This is a genomic window from Pectobacterium polaris (assembly GCF_002307355.1).
Classification (GTDB): domain Bacteria; phylum Pseudomonadota; class Gammaproteobacteria; order Enterobacterales; family Enterobacteriaceae; genus Pectobacterium; species Pectobacterium polare.
Genome location: NZ_CP017481.1, coordinates 3686661 through 3704656 on the forward strand (window position 1 = coordinate 3686661; position 17996 = coordinate 3704656).

13 protein-coding genes and 1 pseudogene are annotated in these 17996 nt (G+C 52.6%); 3 read left to right on the top strand and 11 right to left on the bottom strand.

Going from position 1 to position 17996, the window contains the following annotated elements:
• Positions 1–16: 16 nt before the first annotated feature.
• On the bottom strand, positions 17–1681 hold the full coding sequence (locus BJJ97_RS16565) for a ShlB/FhaC/HecB family hemolysin secretion/activation protein (protein ID WP_095994656.1): 1665 nt from the start codon (positions 1679–1681) through the stop codon (positions 17–19).
• A 336-nt stretch (positions 1682–2017) separates the two neighbouring features.
• Between BJJ97_RS16565 and BJJ97_RS16570 the strand changes: the two genes are divergently transcribed.
• Entirely contained in the window at positions 2018–2683 is a 666-nt protein-coding gene (locus BJJ97_RS16570; RefSeq protein ID WP_095994657.1) for a GntR family transcriptional regulator, read from the top strand.
• Positions 2684–2703: 20 nt separating this feature from the next.
• Here the strand turns inward: BJJ97_RS16570 and BJJ97_RS16575 are convergent, their stop codons facing one another.
• A complete protein-coding gene (locus BJJ97_RS16575; RefSeq protein WP_095994658.1) occupies positions 2704–3126 on the bottom strand; it encodes a type III secretion system chaperone in 423 nt (140 codons plus the stop codon).
• Between the two features lie 35 nt (positions 3127–3161).
• Positions 3162–8044: pseudogene (locus BJJ97_RS22485) on the bottom strand (AvrE-family type 3 secretion system effector).
• A gap of 174 nt (positions 8045–8218) precedes the next feature.
• Between BJJ97_RS22485 and BJJ97_RS16585 the strand changes: the two are divergent.
• Together BJJ97_RS16585 and BJJ97_RS16590 are read left to right on the top strand one after the other, a co-directional pair.
• A complete protein-coding gene (locus BJJ97_RS16585) occupies positions 8219–9700 on the top strand; it encodes a pectate lyase (RefSeq protein WP_095994659.1) in 1482 nt (493 codons plus the stop codon).
• A gap of 1 nt (position 9701) precedes the next feature.
• Positions 9702–10025, top strand: coding sequence for a DNA-binding protein (locus tag BJJ97_RS16590; RefSeq protein WP_095994660.1), 324 nt, complete (start codon positions 9702–9704; stop codon positions 10023–10025).
• A gap of 103 nt (positions 10026–10128) precedes the next feature.
• Here BJJ97_RS16590 and BJJ97_RS16595 read toward each other — a convergent pair whose 3' ends face one another.
• The 8 genes from BJJ97_RS16595 to hrpT all read right to left on the bottom strand — a co-directional run bounded on the left by BJJ97_RS16595 (position 10129) and on the right by hrpT (position 17991).
• Positions 10129–10395, bottom strand: coding sequence for a type VI secretion system PAAR protein (locus tag BJJ97_RS16595; RefSeq protein ID WP_095699578.1), 267 nt, complete (start codon positions 10393–10395; stop codon positions 10129–10131).
• Positions 10396–10456: 61 nt separating this feature from the next.
• A complete protein-coding gene (locus BJJ97_RS16600) occupies positions 10457–11395 on the bottom strand; it encodes an IdsF (protein ID WP_095994661.1) in 939 nt (312 codons plus the stop codon).
• Entirely contained in the window at positions 11346–12953 is a 1608-nt protein-coding gene (locus tag BJJ97_RS16605) for a hypothetical protein (RefSeq protein ID WP_095994662.1), read from the bottom strand. Before BJJ97_RS16605 ends, BJJ97_RS16600 begins: the two co-directional genes overlap by 50 nt.
• 9 nt (positions 12954–12962) lie before the next feature.
• Positions 12963–13775, bottom strand: coding sequence for a DUF4123 domain-containing protein (locus BJJ97_RS16610; protein ID WP_095994663.1), 813 nt, complete (start codon positions 13773–13775; stop codon positions 12963–12965).
• A 60-nt stretch (positions 13776–13835) separates the two neighbouring features.
• Positions 13836–15734, bottom strand: a complete 1899-nt coding sequence (tssI, locus tag BJJ97_RS16615; RefSeq protein ID WP_095994664.1) for a type VI secretion system Vgr family protein — start codon at positions 15732–15734, stop codon at positions 13836–13838.
• 495 nt (positions 15735–16229) lie between these two features.
• Positions 16230–17315 (bottom strand): harpin HrpZ family protein, encoded by a 1086-nt coding sequence (locus BJJ97_RS16620; RefSeq protein WP_095994665.1) that lies wholly within the window; start codon positions 17313–17315, stop codon positions 16230–16232.
• A gap of 144 nt (positions 17316–17459) precedes the next feature.
• Entirely contained in the window at positions 17460–17807 is a 348-nt protein-coding gene (locus BJJ97_RS16625; protein ID WP_095994666.1) for a type III secretion protein, read from the bottom strand.
• A complete protein-coding gene (gene hrpT, locus BJJ97_RS16630) occupies positions 17800–17991 on the bottom strand; it encodes an HrpT family type III secretion system protein (RefSeq protein WP_095994667.1) in 192 nt (63 codons plus the stop codon). Before hrpT ends, BJJ97_RS16625 begins: the two co-directional genes overlap by 8 nt.
• Positions 17992–17996: the final 5 nt, after the last annotated feature.

A 17996-nucleotide genomic window follows, 5' to 3' on the forward strand; every position in this document is an offset into this window, starting at 1 on the left:
AACGAAAAATTAAAAACTAAAAAGACAGCCCAACGCGGTAATACACCACGGCACTATCCTGTTTTAGCCAGTTGGGATGTGCCAACGGCCAGCCAACCGTGATTTGTTGTGATAGATATTGATTCGCGACACCCGCGCCTACCGCCGCGCCCCACAGCGTACCCGCCGATTCGCTGTCGGCCTGATGTGAGAAGAGATGCCCGCCGTCCACCGCTGCCGTCAGAGTGACGCTGCCCAGCAGCGGCAGTTGCGCCGCTCGCCAGTTGAGTTCGTTGCGCCAGTAACCACCGCGATTGCCTGAAAGATACTGCTCTTTGAAACCGCGAACGGAGGTTTCCCCGCCCAGCGTGACCTGCTCGCTGCCATACAGGCGCTGCGGTGAATACTGGCCGTAGAAGTTGGTGAGGTAATGAAGGTTGTCAGCAATCGGGTAGTAATAACTGGCCGCCAACGTCACCTTGTTAAATTCGGCGCGCAGCGCATCATCAGATTTCCCTTCATCGCTTTCAGCGCCGAACCAGCGCGTTCCCCGGCTGTATGCAGGGTTGAGCGTCGCCAGCCCGCCCCACAGCTTCTGACTGTGGTTGATGCCGATAATCGCGCTGCTGAGTTTACGGCTGCTGGATTGCAGCAGGACATCGTTCAGGTAGTTCTTTCCGATACGGTGCGACAGACCCGCCGAGAGGCTGGTTTTCATGTCGCCGTTGCGAAACACCACGCGTGACAGCGTGGCGCGGTGCGTCTGGCTGTCGCCGGTTGAATGCCAGAGAAAATCCCGGTTGATGAAATCGTTGCGATAACGGCTTTGGGAGTAGTCGTAGCTGAGCGTCCAGTAACCATAGGGCAACGACACGCCCGCCTGCAGGCTTTCGACATTGCGGCTATCGCGAAACTCGCTGCTGTGCCCGCCGTTAACAAACCACTGGTCGGCTAGCCCCAGCACGTTATCCGCCCACAGACCGCCGCTTAGCTGCCGCTCTCCGGTGCTTTTCTGCCCGCTATTATCAAAACCGATGTTTGCCGTCAGCGGAATTTGTTTCTTATTGGTAAGGTTGACGATGGAATAGCCGGGCTGGCTGCCGGGCTGAATTTCGATGCTCACCTGCTGCGTCGGCATGCGGTTGAGCTGTTCCATACCCTGCTCGATATCCCGCAGATTGAGAATGTTGCCTTCCAGCCCTGGGAAAACCTGTTTTAATGCCCACGTCGATTGGTTATTAAGATTAATAGATTCGAGACGACCTTCCAGAATATCGATCTGTAATACGCCACCAGAAAGATCTTGTTCAGCAATAAAGGCTCGGCTGGTGATATAACCCCGCTCGATATACCAATTACTGACGTCATGAATCAACTGATTTATATCGTTAACATTAAGACAACGATTAATATAATCTTTATTTAACCTATTTTTATCTTTTTCACGCAGCAGGGAGCTATTGTGATAATTAATATCTTTAATGAAAAAGCAGTGCCCGGCATCGCTTCCGCCAGTTGGATTTGTCGTCGTTTGCGGTTGATTTAACTGTAATAAAGCATCGCGCTGCTGCCGGGATTGGTCAATTACCTCGGCCTGCCGCTGCTGAATGTCATTTCTGTCTGCCGGATTAAGCGGCGCGGAAAATACGGTATAAGAAAATAGCGCAGGCACGATAACGAACAGCCTGAAAAAACCACGCATGGCTTCATCCCTGATGAGAATAATTTTTTCGGCATAGTAGAACCGTTAATTACCAAGCTCAATATGTCAGGTAATATATAATTTTATGACAATCGGTTTGCGTTAAGTCGCGATAAAATATTTCCTTAACCAATAATTTTAGATTGGTTACGCCTCATCACACAATACTGCGTACTTCATGACCTTTTCTTGTCGATTCTTCACCCGTGCGATATCTCACCCCATAGCCTCGTTGATGCATCATATTGTATATTAACGCCTCATCGCCGCGGGTCGTTGCGGCGCTAACTCATATTTATCTCATCACGTTGCGCAGCGCTTCTCTCTGGGGGAACAGTGAATTATCCAATTGGGCAGATCAATCACAGCTATCTGGGTTCCAGCGTTTATACCATGCTGCGTGAGGCGTTAATTACCGGCCAACTCAAACCAGACGATCGCCTGAGAATACGGGAACTCGCCGCACAGGTTGGTACCAGCGTCACGCCGGTGCGAGATGCGATCCTGCAACTGGCGAAAGAACAGGCACTGGTGCTCAAAACGCCGCGCGATATCCGCGTCCCTCAATTGACCGAAGCCCAGTTTATAGAGATCCGCACACTGCGGCTGGCGCTGGAAGGCACGGGAGCCGAGCAGGCTGCCGCGCACATTACGCCAAAGATGCTGGAGCAGATTGAAGAGAATATTCGCCAGAATCGTCTGGCGATTGACGAGAAAAATCTACGCGAAGCGCTGCGGTTAAATAGCGAATTTCACCTGTTTCTGGCGCAGGCGGCACGTATGCCGCTGTTGACGCAGTTTATCGGTAGCCTGTGGATGCGCACCGGCCCGCTGATTGCGCAGGCCTATGCGCATTTTTCCGTGCAGATGGCGATTGAACATCACGAAGAGGTCTTCGTGGCGCTACAGCAGCACAATGCCAGCGCCGCTCGACAGGCCATCCAATCCGATATTCTGGACGGCAGCGAAACGATGCTGGCCTTTATTGCCATCGATCAATAGCGTGACGTGGCTCAACCGCGCTACGCCGCCATAAATCGTGGCAATAAACCGCGAATCAGTAGTCGGGTCTCTTTGGCCTGACTGATAAAGGCAGGCAGCAGCGCGGTAAAGCTCGGTTCATCCAACGATTCTGCGGTGTGCTGAGTGCACAAGCGCAGCGTCGCGTTCTCATCCAGCGCCAGCCAGCAGCCCTTCATCGCCGCCATTTCAAAGTTAAGCATCAGCATGAACTGATACACCGCCGTGCTGACCTCCCCCTGAAATCGCATCACATCGCTGTGCAATAGCAGCACGCCGCTGCTGGCGGGGACTTCCAACACCACCGCCTCCTGACCATCAGGTTCGCGTAGCGCACAGATGCCGTCCTGCAAGCCCAGTTGGGTACGGCTGAGCGCGCCGTAGTGGCGTAATAGCCGAGTAATATGCTGTTGTGTGGGTGTCATCCTGTTCTCCTGTAATCACCGCATGATATTTACGATTAGCTGTTTAGCTGCAAACCTTCCTGCTGGAGCTGCTGCAACGCGTTGGCGGTCGCGGGATTGGCTTTTGCAATCTCGCCGCTCAGTTTGTAACTTTGCGGCACGGTTTGATCCTGCCCGTAGCTAAAGCTGACGTTGCCGAGCAGTTTATTCATGCTGACGCCCGCGCTGCTTGACGCATTGATGATGACCGCCGGGGTATTGAATCCTTCGCTCTTTTTCACCGCTTTCGAGACTTCAATGCTGGCGAGACGCAAATTATTGCCGTCTTTAAACAGCGCGATGACGTCATCCTTGCCGTGCGTTTTGTTCTGAATGCCCTTCTCGATCTTTTCCCGCACGTCGTCTTTCAGCTCCAGAGTGACCGTCACCGACGCTCGGTCGTTATCCTGCAAGCGGCTCACGATATCCTTCAGCGCCGGATTGTCCGCAATCAGTTGATTGATGCGATCGGCATTGCTCGGCGGCAGCGAAGAGACCAAATGGTTACCGATCACCTGAAACAGCCCGTTTTCCGTCAGTTTGCTGAGGTTGGTGTAGGACGTCGTGTGCTTGACGCTATCCAGCGTTGCCCCGTCACGCTGTGCGACATCCTGCTGCACATTCAGCTTTTTCAAACTCATTAATCCCTGATGCTGATCGTCGGTGTTTGCCGGTTTATCCGCAAAATGCGCATTCAGTATGGCCAGTTGATCGCCCGGTTCCGCCATTCCTTTCACGCTGTCGATCAATAACTGACTGGCCGGATCGCTAAAGGCAGAAGCCAGTGTCTTGGTCAACGCATCAATGTCTTTTTTCTCCAGCGGTTCAGCCTTTTTCATACCCAAACTAATTGACTGATTAGTCCGCGAATCGGTCGCCACATTCACCCCAACGCTGGCCGCAGTGAAGAACGGGACGGTGCCATCCGGTGTCGTTCTGGCCGCCCCGGCACTGATAGTGGCATTGAGCCCCGCAGTGGCCTGATTCATGAAGCGCAGACGGTTGTCAGATTCCGCATAGGTTGTGGATTTCTCTCCTTGTGAAACGCTGGACGAACTCGTGGCAGACAGCACATTAGCGCTCGCCGTCACGCCAACCGATCCGCGCAGCGTCGCACTGGTGGGCGCCACACCTTTTTCCGTCAGGTTGATTCCGCCACGCAGCTCCAGCGCAGCATTGCTATCCAGATTGAAGCTGACCGTTTTCCCGGCCTTCACGCTGTGCTGTTCCCCTTTATCCAGCAGGGCAAGCGGGTTGATCGTGCCGCTCGACAGACCGTCAATAAACCCCGGCAGTTCTTCTTCGCTGAGGGTAAAGTTCAGGGCGTTTTGCTGCGCCATTTGCAGGCTGGCGGATACGCCGAAAGAGGCACGAACGTCCGGTGTGAAGCTGTGTTTGCTGTTGATACTTTGCGTCATCTGCGCCGAGGTTTTTCCTGTCAGATACTGGCTGACGTCATACCCGCCGGAGTAACTCACTTTCCCGGTAATCCCGCCTGAACGCTCGAAGGCAACGTTGATGCCATTTTCACCACGAGAAAAGCTCAGATTGTAATTTCGCTCGCCGCTGACGCCGCCGCCCGGCACCGGAGGGAAAGGTAATGGCGTGCCGCTGACCACAAACGACATGGATGCCCCGCCGCCATAGGTCCGGTTAAACGCGATGCTTTCGTTGCTGTCCAACGACAGGACGGTCGCCTTCATTTTATCGATCATGTCCGTCTGGCTGGCCGCCTGCATCACGGTTTTCGAAGTGACGCTGATGGCGTTGTCCTCTTTCCGGAACGCCTTCATAAAGGTTTTAACCGAATCGTAATCCGCCTCCAGCGACTTATGATTGGTGAACCCCATGTCGGTCATCTTCTTCACCGGGTTTTCGCCGTAATCTCCCTGCCGCAGCGCGTTAAGCTCCTTCATCATCGATGCCAGTTCCGCCTCACCCGGCGACGTGCCGGATAGCGTATCGATGCGATCGGTCAGCTTATGCAAGTCCCCAGCACCAGGGTATCCAGTACCAGTCGCGTTTTCGCCAGCGACAGTGCATCGCTGGTATCCCGCTGCTGCCCAAATGATTCGCTATTCGGCTTTTGGGCTATCGGCGTTTTGCTGTCGACAAAGGCTTTGATCAGCGTACCAGCCGTACTCGTTTTCGATGACGGATGACTTTCCATCGCCGCCAGCAGCACTGGAGCCAGATCTTTTTCTCTGCCATGCAAGCTGGCGGATTTGCCTTCCGTGTTCATGACACCGTTATCGTTCACCACGCCCTGCTGCCTGCCAATCAGCAGCGCCGCTTTGGCTGAGCTACTTTCCAGTTCGGTATGGAACTGTTTTAGCAGGTTCACCAGCGGTTTCCCTTTTTCCCCCAGATCCAGCTTGTCTAGCTTACTCGCCAGATCCATCGCAGTGCCCTGAGGCTGGCTCGTTGTGGCATCCAGTTTTTTCAGCAATTCGGTTTGCATGTCATAAACAGGCTTCAGACCTTCACGCCCGCTGACCTGATGCTGCACATGGTCGGCAAAGGTTTTTAACGGCCGCGGCACGTCCAGAGTGAATGAAACCAGATGGGCCCGCAGCAGATCTGACAATTTGCTTTTCACCTGCTGCGACTCTTCACCCGCTTTACCGAGAACCTGAACATCGGCTTTAAACGTGAGCCCGGTTAAGGGTATTTTTCCCCCTTTTGTCGCCACATCCAGCCTGCCAAACACCGTTTCTGCGGCACGTGGCTCTGCGGTTAACGGCGCTTCCCCTTTTGGCACCGTCGTTTTCCATTCCTTCCCTTGCAAGGTATGGAGTTCATGCTCGTCATGCGCCACCTGCAAATGATGTTGCGCATTCGTGCCCAGTGAATTCACTTTCCCCTCTGCCGGCGTTTTCATCGGCTGCCATTGTGCACTGTCGTGATTCGCCGCATTTTGCCAGTCGGCTTTCGGCAGTTGGAAAAGCTGCCCGTCTTTATTCAGGGCAAAGAGCGTCTGCTGGTGATCCAGTGCGATGTCCTGTATTTCACCGGCCAAGCCATTTTTAGGCAACGCCAGCGGTGGTGCGGCGAGCTTGTCCGTTCCTGGTTTGATCTGGTGGAAATGCAGATCGCCCTGCTTATCGACGGCAATAAATTTATTACGGTTGATCACCGCCATCGCCGAGACATCATCGTCCTTGGCAATCCCCGGGAGTGCGGTACCCGCAGACGGCGTCATACGCACCTGCGGCAGCGCAAACACGGTATTGTCGCCGTGCGTAAACGTGTCCGATTTCTGGTTAATGGACAGCGGCTTGATTTCACCGTCTTTTAGCGTATAAGCCTGATTGTCCAGCCCGCGCTTGAGCTGGCTGGCTTCAACGCTGGATGCCTCCCAGCTTTTGGTATTGCCGTTGTAAAAATGAACTTTGCCTTCCTGTAGACCGATCTGCCCCAGTCGTCCCAGATCTAAGGTGTCTTTCGCCTCGGGCGCGGCCGTGGTCAGCCCCAGCTTATTATCCACCACCAGACTGTCGCTCAGGTTCCACCCCGGCGTGGGGGACAGCCCATTCTGCCCCAGAGGTGCGACGTGTTTTTGTCCCTGGCGATCGGTGGCGAGCGCCTGCGTCTGGCCGTGTTCATCGTGGGCAAATCCGGTAATACGATGGTCGTCGCCCAGCACCGCATTCAGTTCCGGCGTGCTGGCAGGGGTTAATGTAGCGTGCGACTCACCCGCTTCGGGCAGCGGTGCGTGGTAAAGTTTACCGTCATTGTCGGCAATCAGCAGGTGTTCTGCGGTTAACCCCACCGCTTTCGCAAACACAGGTTCACCATTTTCCAGCTTGAGATCCACCGGCTGTGGCGTGGCATCCAACGTGCTCATCAGGTGCAGCTGCGTGAGGTGATTCTGCTCGGTCAGCACGGCAGATTGCCCGTTCTGGTTGGCCGAAAACGCCGTAATCTTATCGCTGAAGGTGGATGACTCCGTGCCCGACGACAAATTGCTCAGCGTGTGGTCGTCTTTGACGGCATACAGTTGACCATTTCCCTGCCGGGATAACTGGCTGTGGGCGACATCGCTGCTTTGCTGCCAGACTCCGAACTCGGTATTCAGTGCAAAAAGCTTACCGTCATGAAGACGCAGTTGTTCACCCGCGCCTGAAGCTGAATCAGGCTGTCGGTGGACACCGGTCAGCAACTCGTGGTTCATGCGTCCAGATAGCGGCACGCTCGTAGATTCGCCCGAGGTTGTTTTCAGAGAAATACGTTCCGGCGTGGAGTCCAGCTGTACGTTACTCGCGCTCAGCTTGCCCGCTGGCATCGCGCTGCGGCCGCTGCTGTGAAGCGCAATATGCTGATTGTCATCGCTTTGAATCACGAACAGCCGCCCTGATTTGTCGGCTAGCGCGTGCTGCTGTGCATCCTGATTTTCATGATGAGCCACGAACGGCTGGCTATTCTTCCCGATGGTCTGTTGTAACAGCGTGCTCAGCGCCTCCGGCACGCCTTTACCAAACTGAAGCTTACCGTGGCTGTCCAGCGTGATATCAGATTTCGCGGCGGGTGTAGCGGTCGTGCTACCGCTTATTTTGATCTCAGCAGCTTCAGTGGAGGCAAAACGCGGCAGGCTCTGGATCGGCCCACCTGATGCCAGCGAATCACGCGGCGCGCGCGGTGCACTCTGACTCACGCCTTCCGATGAGAATAGCTCGCGCAAGGTAGTCGAGCGCGAGTCCTGGCTCTTCACTGAACTGCCGTTTCCCTGCTCCAGCTCGGGCGGTTTATTTTTATCATGCAAACCTTGCTGGATCAGGGACTGCGCACCTTTTTGGCTCGCGCTGGTGCTACTGCCCTGCGATAGCGGTGTGTTAGCTAGCGTAGCGGGTGCAATTTCCGACGCGGATAGACCGGGCTGAACATGCTGAATTTTCTGCATAACAGGTTCCAAGGGTGATGAAGTGATCGTGTCGGTTAAGTGGTCAGTTTCTCCTTCTGGTTCCCGACATCTTTCTCTTTCCTACACGGGAACCACATCACACCTTCCCTCACTTAATACGCAACAGACGTAAGCCTGTTAATGACCCACATTATTCACTTTCAAGGAGATGTTATGGCTGATATGACGATCACGCTCAGCATACAACCCGGCGCTGGCCTGTCATCAACAGGTCTGAATTCCCCGCTTTCAGGCAGCAACGGCGGGGTTTCGCCACGTTCTGCACAGCAGGATAGCCAGCTCATGGAGGCGCTGGGCACATTGCTTAGCGCGCTTTTGCCTAATGCGCAGGGCAATACGCCGTCATCAACCGATGGCAGCCCGCTGGGCCAGGGCGGTGCGGGCAACGGTGGCAGCTCGGCGTTAGGGCAAAACGGCAGCCCTGCCGATATGCTGATGAAACTGCTGGAAACGCTGATTCAGGGCAAAAATGGCCAGGAAGCGGGGAATCCACTCTCTTCCGGCTCGTCGGGCGCGGCAGGCGGCAACGGCGGGGCGTCACCGCTGGCGGGTTCATCCGGCGCTGGCGGTGTAGGCGGGGCGCAAAATCCAGAAGATTTGAGCCGTTCTCTACTGCAAGATTCGGCTGGCAGCGCATTAGATAATGCCATCAGCCCAACCGCAGACGGCGGTGGTCAACTGAGCGGCAACGATCTGTTAAAAGCGCTGCTGGAATTGATCGGCAATCTGATGGATTCACAGAAAGGTGAATTCGGTCAGCCGCAAGAAAAAGGACAGCCACAAGGTGGCGGCTCGCCATCTGTGGGCGCACCGCAGGCTTCATCCGGTGGTGGCGGTGGATCGCCTGCCGCACCGTCTGCACCCTCTGCTGGCGGTGGTGGATCCCCTGCGGCACCATCAGCCCCGTCTTCACCCATTGGCGGTAACGGCGGCGGCGCATCTGCTCCACTGACGGCCGCACCAACCGGTGTTGATGGCGGTTCGGCAGCATCGCCGACGACTTCAACAGCCGGTGCTGGCCCAGTGGCATTCCCTAAAGCCAGCGGTGATGCCACCGTGGTAAATGACACCATCAAAGTCGGCCCCGGTGAGGTCTTTGACGGCGGCGGAAAAACCTTTACCGCTGGCAGTAAGTTAGGCGACGGTGGTCAGGCTGAAGGCCAGAAGCCAGTCTTTGAGCTGGCTCAAGGCGCAACGCTGAAAAACGTGGTGTTTGGTGATAATGCGGCGGATGGCGTACACGTTCGCGGCGATGCCAAAATTGATAACGTACACTGGACCAACGTGGGTGAAGATGCGCTGACGGTGAAATCAAATAACGGTAAGCCAGCCAATGTTGAAATCACCAACAGTAGCGCTCAGGGCGCTTCCGATAAGATTTTCCAGTTGAACGCGGATGCCAACCTGACTATCGATAATTTCAAAGCGAAAGATTTCGGTACGTTTGTTCGCACCAACGGTGGGCAACAAGGTAACTGGAACTTGAACCTGAGCAACATTGACGCAGAAAACGGCAAGTTCTCGTTCGTGAAAAGCGACAGTGAAGGGTTGAACGTCAAAGGTAGCAACATCAACCTGACGAACGTCAATAATCACTACAAAGTGCCGGATTCCGCCAACTTACAGGTGAAGTAAGATGCCAAACACAATGACATCTCCCGCACCGACACGTTGGGCCGATATCGCCAGACAAGGCGGATACATTACGCCGGCGCAACGCGAATCGTTCACGCAGGCTATCCATCTGGTGAGAACACAGTTGAATACGGTACTCAGCCAGTCAGGATCGCTGCGACGGGGTGAGTTCGAGTTCGATGCGTTTGTGGACTCGCTGGAGCAGGATTTTCTGCATCAGGCCGACATCCACACGAAGAACGGGCTACATAGCGACGTGGCGCAGACCTCGTTCTGGGTCGCCCGCCTGATCGCCGATCGTTTTATTGCGGTGCGTCAAATGTAATACGTGCGCCATTACCGCATCAGGGAAAAGCCAGCCAGGGAAACCTGTGCTGGTTTTTTTTAGCTCAGCTCGATAGACGTCAGGCGTGAACGTGAATAAGCCATTACCCAATGGTGACCGTTCCCCCACCAATCACCACGCCACCACAACTCACACCATCCCCCGTTCTCGCCGCGGGTTTACCATCAATAAATACACTGGATGAGCCACCGCTAATATTCCGAGCATGACCATGAGGAGCCAGCGGATCGCCTTGTCGAGCCAACGGCATGCCATCCACCTTAACCGTCGATGAACCCGCTGCAACGGGCGTCGGCGGATGACTACCGTGCCCAGTATCGCTATCGCCTAATTTAACTGCGTTACCCATTTTTTAATTCGTCCGTTGAAAATAAATAAACGATTCTTTATTACAGAATTATTACCCTAAATTACCTTACCAGCGTTACCTTACCATCTATTATTGAGAAATAAGGCCTGTAAGCAAAAACTATTTTACCTTCACTATTTATAAACCTTAGTGGTGAGTTTTGGAAAAAACCAACACCTAAACGAAATAAACGTCCATCACGATATTTTATGATTTTATATTTATTCCATTCAATTGGGAGAGGAGTAAGCTGTTTATCAACTACATGCTGTGGAAAATCGGTTGAAATAAACATCATTCCTGTTGTGGCACCTTCTGCAAAAGCCATCTCTTCGTTTGAGGTCTGTGTGATTTTTTTCAAACCCTCAATATCGCGATCCTTCATCATTGTCCAGATGTCTGCATAGGCCATCCTGATTTTAGGTAGATCGTTTTCCGTAACTGGAGTCGCATTCACCCACGCCCAGCGTGGCAGGCTATCGATTTTTAAACTCCCTCTAACCTTATAGAAACCATAGTCTTTCTCATTCTTTGTATAACCTTCAAAAATGGTGGAGCTATTGGCCGTATTGACTGATTCACTCGCCGTAATCTCGCCTTTTTCATTCACACTTAATTTAAAATTGGCGATTTCTGTACTGCTTGTTTCGGTATCCTTAGTGACTATCACATGACAGGAGGAATCAGGATACAGAGTCTTGGGATCTTTATGATTCTGCGGCCCCATTAATAGTTCGATATCATTTTTCCCAGTTTCTAAAAATGCCGTCAAGTTAAATCCCGCTGACATTGTTCCAGAATCGATCTTTGTATTATCAATCGCAGGGAAATCATTTACTCGAAGAAGGCAAGTGCTTTTATAAGTTTTAAAAGAGAATAGATATTTTCCACTAATCATTTCGTCAGCCCTAACTGGATACATTCCTAATAGAAAAAAACAAAAACTTATATTAAATAAGATTAAACCGACATTCTGAATCACTCTTTTCCAATTTATCATGGATAACCCACTCCTTTTCAGCTTGTTTACTTTGGTCAGCGGTTTTATTAGTTGAATTTTTCTCCGAAACATCAGCACTATCATCAGCACTATCCTCCGAACTAGAAGAAAGCCCAACCGTATACTTCACATAAATCTTCGCCGTTATTCCTTCATGGTAAAATACCAAATCCAGCTTATCTTTTGTAGGCGCATGTAGCCCCAAACATCCTTTTGCCACCGCCTTTCCACCAATCTCCAGTGCTCCCTCTGCGATATAGAAGCGGACGCCCGCTCGGACATTCGCTTCCGTAGTCAGTGTGAGCGTGGCTTCTGCTGATTCGTCTTTTTGCCATTCCCACTCATTTTTTGCGTCTGATTTGAATGCCAGCGTGAAGTTGAGATCTCCCTCTGCCACCAACCAAAATTTCATCCCGAAAAACGCCGCATTACGGCCCTCCTGATAAGCCTGCTCCTGAGACATCAACCCTTCACGGATTGCCGCCAGAAGGACATCTGCGCGATACCAGGCAGCAAATGCCTGAAGCAGATCCAGCGTCATTTTTATCCCTATCAACGGCGCTAACCCCAGTGAGAGTTCCCGTTCCATATAAATATCACCAGAAACACTATCTTCTTTTAATTCTCCCTTGGCATTAATCTCTAATGTTGGGTAGATAATTTCCGTTTCCAGCAGCGTTATTTTGTCATTCTCACCTTTGGCCGTAGAGAGAGAATTACTGATAAAGTCAATTGCTTTAACTGATTTATTCAGCCAGGTCAGGGTTTTGGCTTTTCGCTTAAAATCTTTTTCCATTGAAACAGAGTAATTATGTTCAGGATTGTTTCCTAATGTATATGTAAAATCCCCGCCCATCTCAAGAGCATTGCTTATTTCATACTTAGGGATCCTTCGCCATCCACGGGAACCGTGCTGTGGTTTCCCATTAGCAGCATTTTCCTCTCTTCGTTTTTCTTTTCGTTGACGTTTATTGAATTCCTCAACCTTTTGAGCAGTGCCAATAGCGACACTGACATCCCAGCTGAATGCCGGATAGATTATAATTTTTGTGCGAAGCGCATCTCTGGAAGGCAAGCTAAATATCTGTGATATCCCATTAAGAAAGACCAGCGATTCACTGATAAAAGGTTCATCGTTACACTGCCCAACACGTAGGGTATATATCTCCTTAGGCAACAATGCTTTGATACCTTTTGCAAACACATACTCTCTCAAGAAATCGATGGCATCGTGTGTTGAAAAAATATCTGCTTTTTCTCCATAATCACACACATAATTTGTCAGACCGCTACTAAACGTCTTGGGAGCACGACGTCGCTCGGAATCATAAATGATTCCATGAGGACATAATTGATTATGTGAAACACAGCCTTTTCCTGTCAGGCCGAGCGAAACGGGAACACCTTCTCCTGTTTTATCAATGGTTTCTACCGTTGTGACAAAATCATCCTGACTGTAATCAAATGTCCAGTATTTCACTTTCAGTGAAAACGCATGTATGCAGGTATCTGGATTTTCACAATTACATGATGGCGATCCCGCCGTTAAACTTACCATATATTTTCCTTATAGGGGCACAGAGCCCAATTCCCTGAGTAAAAGTGTTTCTGCTTTAAATACACCTTTTTTACCTTCTGTACAGAGGACATTCTTAAAGTCAGCAGGAATATCCTCCAGTATCAGACATCCCCGTTCATGAAATAAAGAGAACAACCCACGAATGCTCCTGTCATCAGTGATTCCCTGTTGTTTCAACCAACGAAATATCTCGCCAATTTTTTGTAAATCGATTGGTCTATTTTCTCCGTCACTGCTTTCAATTTTACTGACCAGGTTTTCGAGATAGCGCTGCTCAAAAATCAGCGTTAACTCACCCATCTGTTCTGGAGAGAATCGCATTATTTTTCGCCGGGAAGTACATCCTGCCTGAAACGTTGCTCGTAGGGCCACAAAGCTTTCATACTGCGATGTTCCCTGCCAGTTTGTCTTTATCGCCTCAATAGGGCCGAGAAAAGTATGCTTTTCCCAGTCAGAAAGTACGGACAGCAATGGCCAGATATTACGCGGGTCATAAAAACGGAAAAATACAGGTTTTTCTTCATTGGGGATTTGTACATGCAGGTATTTACGTAAATGCTGACGCAGAGTTTTCATATCAGCTCGGCTTTCAAGCCGTATTCCCCAAGGCGTTTTTCTTTGTTCAAGCCACTGAATAATGGCGTCGTCAACTCGCACTAAGTGCGGAGCCAATCGCCCAATATCTTCCGGTACTGGCTCCGCGTATAAACTGGCATGGGGTGGGTCTAATTGTTCCAACATCGAAAATAATTCGGGCTCTGCCGCTGCATCCACTATTGCCCAGTGTGTTATCTCACTCACCTTTTTTCTCCTTTGCCGGACAGTGCGCCACAAACATCGTCCCTGCGGCGGCGGCCGCTTTCAATATCGCCGGATCGGCGGGAGTGCCACATCACCCGGGCTGCCGCCTGAGTTCAAGTTAATCGCCGGTCCTTTGATGTCCACCCCGCCAGCGTGGATAACGACAAAGCTGCTTCCGACCCTGAGTGTTAATTTGCTGCCGCTTTGCAATGTCAGATCGCCGTTGCTGTCCACGCTGAATACGCCGCTAATTTTCTGCGTCAGATCGCCCTTAACCTGTGTGCCCCGATCGCCTTCGGTCAGCGATAAATGGTTGCCTGTGGTTTTGTGATCCTGATTGCCTTCCACCGTGACTTTACGATCGTTGGCGACCACCAGTTCTTCATCATGTCCGATGCTTGTTGTGCGGTTATAGTCCACGCGCTCATCTTTGGAATTAAGCACCCGCACTGCCATATTTTTCTGGGCGTGAAGGAAGATCTCTTCGTTGTCGGTCGCATCCTCAAAACTGAGTTCGTTAAATCCTTTGCCTTTATGGGTTTTGGAACGAAGCGTGGTACGCGTTTTGTTAGCGGGCAGCGGGTAGGGCGATGGATTAGTGACGTGGAAGGTTCGCCCGGTGACAATTGGCTGATCCGGATCACCCTCAAGGAAGCTGACGATCACTTCATGGCTGATGCGTGGGATCGCGATCATGCCGTACTGGCCGCCCGCCCAGCCCTGACTGACACGCACCCAGCAGGAACTCTGGTCGTTGCTCGCACCGTAGCGATCCCACGGGAATTGCAGTTTTACCCGACCATACTGGTCGCAGTAGATTTCTTCCCCGGTCGGGCCGACGACGGTGGCGATTTGCGGACCGTCCACCATCGGTTTGTACGGCATCGCGGCACGCCATGTCGTCGTGCCTTTCACCACCGCAAAACTGTTGCTCATGGTCGTCGGTTCGCCGCCGCTTTCCTCTTCCAGCGCCTGTGGCTGTTGCCCGACGTGCGTCACGCTCACCGTCTGCCACACCGCATTCAGCGTTGCATTCGGGTGCTCCGTCAGGGTGAAAGTATTGCCCGGCATCAGCCCGGCGCAGTTGGATTCCCCTTCGCTCGTTACCGCCCCTGAGCGCAGCGCATCTAGCCGATAACCGCTGAACGCCTTGCCGCTCGGGTCTTGCTTATAGCGACCCGGATAGTCGTAATGCTGATAGCTTTCGCGCTGGTGCTCCAGCTCGCCGCTCATTTTCTTGTGCGACAGCCCGTAAGCCGGCGTCTTGAAGCTGTAGTCCTTCAACTCGACTTCGGCCGTACTCACCCGCTCCGCGTAGTGGAAGCGCCGGACATATTCGCCCTCACTCAGCCCCTGCGTCGCCAGATTGAAGAACAGCTCGGGGCCTTTGGTCAGTGCGCCCGCATCGTCGGCAAACACCACCCGGTGTTTACCCTCTTCGTATTCGTGGAAGAAATACATGCCCTCCTCAGCGGCCAGCCGGGCGATAAAGGCTAAATCGCTTTCCCGATACTGCACGCAATATTCGCGCACTGCATGCTCGTTACGCAGCGCAAAGGCGTAGTCAGTGATGCCCGCCTCTTCCAGCAGCGCCCCGATAATCGCTTCCGGCTTCTGCGCCTGAAAGATACGGGCATTGGTGCGTAATCCCAGTCGCCACAGGGCTGGACGGACTTCTACCTGATAGCGCGTGCGCCGGAATCCGGTATCCCCCTGCGTGAAGCCACTGACAATCCCGCTGACGCGACGTTTCAGTTCGCCTTCATACCAAATCATCAGCTCGCACGGTTGGTCCAGCACCGCGCCGAAGTCAACATCCGGCAACGCGCTCGCCAGACTCAGCGACAGACTGAAAGGCCGGTTCAGCCCTTCATCCAGCCTGAAATCCACCACCGCGAAAGTGCCTGCTTCCAGGGCACCGACCTTTACGGTGAACTGTAATCCTGTACTGTTTGCCACCTGCTTTCTCCTTATTTTTATTCTTGCTCTGCTGCCACGGCTACCGCATGCGCCGATGCGTTCCGCCGCTCCCCTGATGAAAAGCAAAATGCTTAAACTGTGGTCTGAGTCTGCTCACACCACAGTTCATGTTGATAGAGCATCACATTGATAAAACAAGACGTTATAAAGATGCCCTATTGGCTAAAAACGCTACGCGGGTGAAAAGCGCAAAACATTTAAGTCGAGCAGAGATTCGGTGTGTTCACGTCGTGGGAAACAAGAAGGTCGGAGGATTGAAGCGGTGGTGTGAAGAGTGATGAAAACATTCCATGTGGCATCCTTGACGCTATTCCTTTTAAGAAAGTACGCGTAAAGGATAACAAGATGTTCATAGCGCTAATCGCGCAAAAAAAGGACTAAAACCGAGCAAACCAATTGATTTGAATTGAAATAATCACATTAAAACCAATAACAAGGAGCAGTGCTTCCGCCCTGCTCCCGATGGTTTTTCGTTTAATCAGCGAGCTTCTTCAACCCCATATTGACGATACGGTCGCCGATCATCGCTGCATCAATGCCCAGAGACACGCCGCCGTTGCCGCGAGCGTGCAGGTTGGTATTGCCGGTATCGCCCGCTACCGCGCTCTTAATCATGCCGACCGCCTTCATGAATTTATCCATGCTGTCTTTGGTCATGCCGTCGTCATCCGGCTTGCTCAGCGCTTTCGCCCAGGATTTGTCATCCTGCTTCGCCGTCTGCCAGTTGTCTTTCTGGTATTCCGGTTTACCGAAGACTTCAGGATATTGATCCATAAACTGACCAATCTCTTTCGCCATCTTACGGTCTTCTTTATCGACGAAGTAACGCGTTGGGCTGTCATTGTGCGTGCTGATGTTGTTCAGTTCCTGCAAGCCGGCTTTTTGCCCAACGCTCATCCCCAGTGTACTACCCAGTTGATTGAACGCACCCGCACCGCTCAGGCCTTGCAGACCGTTATTGCCCAGTTGCAGCGGTGACGTTTGCCCTTTCGTCTGGCTCAGGCCGTTGCCCAGAATGGCGGACAGCGCATCGTTAACGCCTTGGGTATAGGCAGAAATTTCTGGCGACGACGGCTGTTTGTTGCCGAAAAGTCCACCCTGTTGCTGTTGCGACATGCCGCCACCCAGCAGATCTTCTAATGCGCTAAACAGCAAGCTACCCATCATGGCCGATGGATTCATGGCATTCATGCCTGCACCCAACGCCCCGCCTAATCCACCACCGAGCGCACTGCCCAGTCCGCTGCCAAGGCTACTGCCAAGACCGCCACCTAAACCGCCACCCAGCCCAGCGCCCAGTAAACCGCCGCCGAGTCCACCTAGGCTGCTACCCAAACCACTAAGCCCACCGCTCATGCCGCCGCCCATCATGCTGCCCATGAACATCATGGTTGTCATGATATCGGACAGCTGTTCTGCGATGTTGCTACGCTGGCCACCAAACGCTGACTGCGATGGCGAACCGCCATTCTGTGAAGACTGAGATTGAAATAAACCGCCGTTACCGCCCGCTTTGATCGTGATTTGCAGAGAGGCTCCGCCACCAAGAGAATTAAGCATAATGTTTCCTCAATGAGTAAATGGGTTATGAAAGCGCCAATGATGTGCGGTCAGCCCGCGTGATTGTGACACTCCCCCATTAAGTGATTTCCTTGCTTACTCAGTTCCCGTCTTATGCACGAAAACGCATGACTTTTTCACGTTTCAGCGCGGCGGCAGACCGGCCAAACACCACAGTTCGTCGATTGCCGCTGCCGAGTCAGTCAATGTGGATAACGCGCGATGTAACCGCAGATGTTGCTGTTCATCCAGGCTCAGGCCGCAGGCAAACAGCGCATCGGCCTCCAGAAAGCGGCGTTGTAAAATTTGTCGCAGCATACTGGGGTAATGTCGTGCAGGCGCCAACGTTAAGGTGAGTATGGCCTTCTGCGCCGACACCGCAGTCAACCACAGCGTGACGCCCGGCTGTACCGGCCAACATGCCGTCGTCGCGGTCTCCAGCGCTGTGAGAAAGTCATGCTGATTGTCGAATACTGCCGCTGGCTCACTCATCCACGCTGACTCTGCTGTAATCAGCCGGACTGCTGCGCAAATCGGGCTGCCACCAGATGATGAGCTGCCGCGTTTCCGGCTGCGGACGACAGGTCACCGAGGCGCAGTTGGCGATCTGCCGCGGGGAAGTGCAGGCGCTCAGCAGGAGTGCGATCAGCGCGACGGACAGTGCTTTATGATTCATGACCC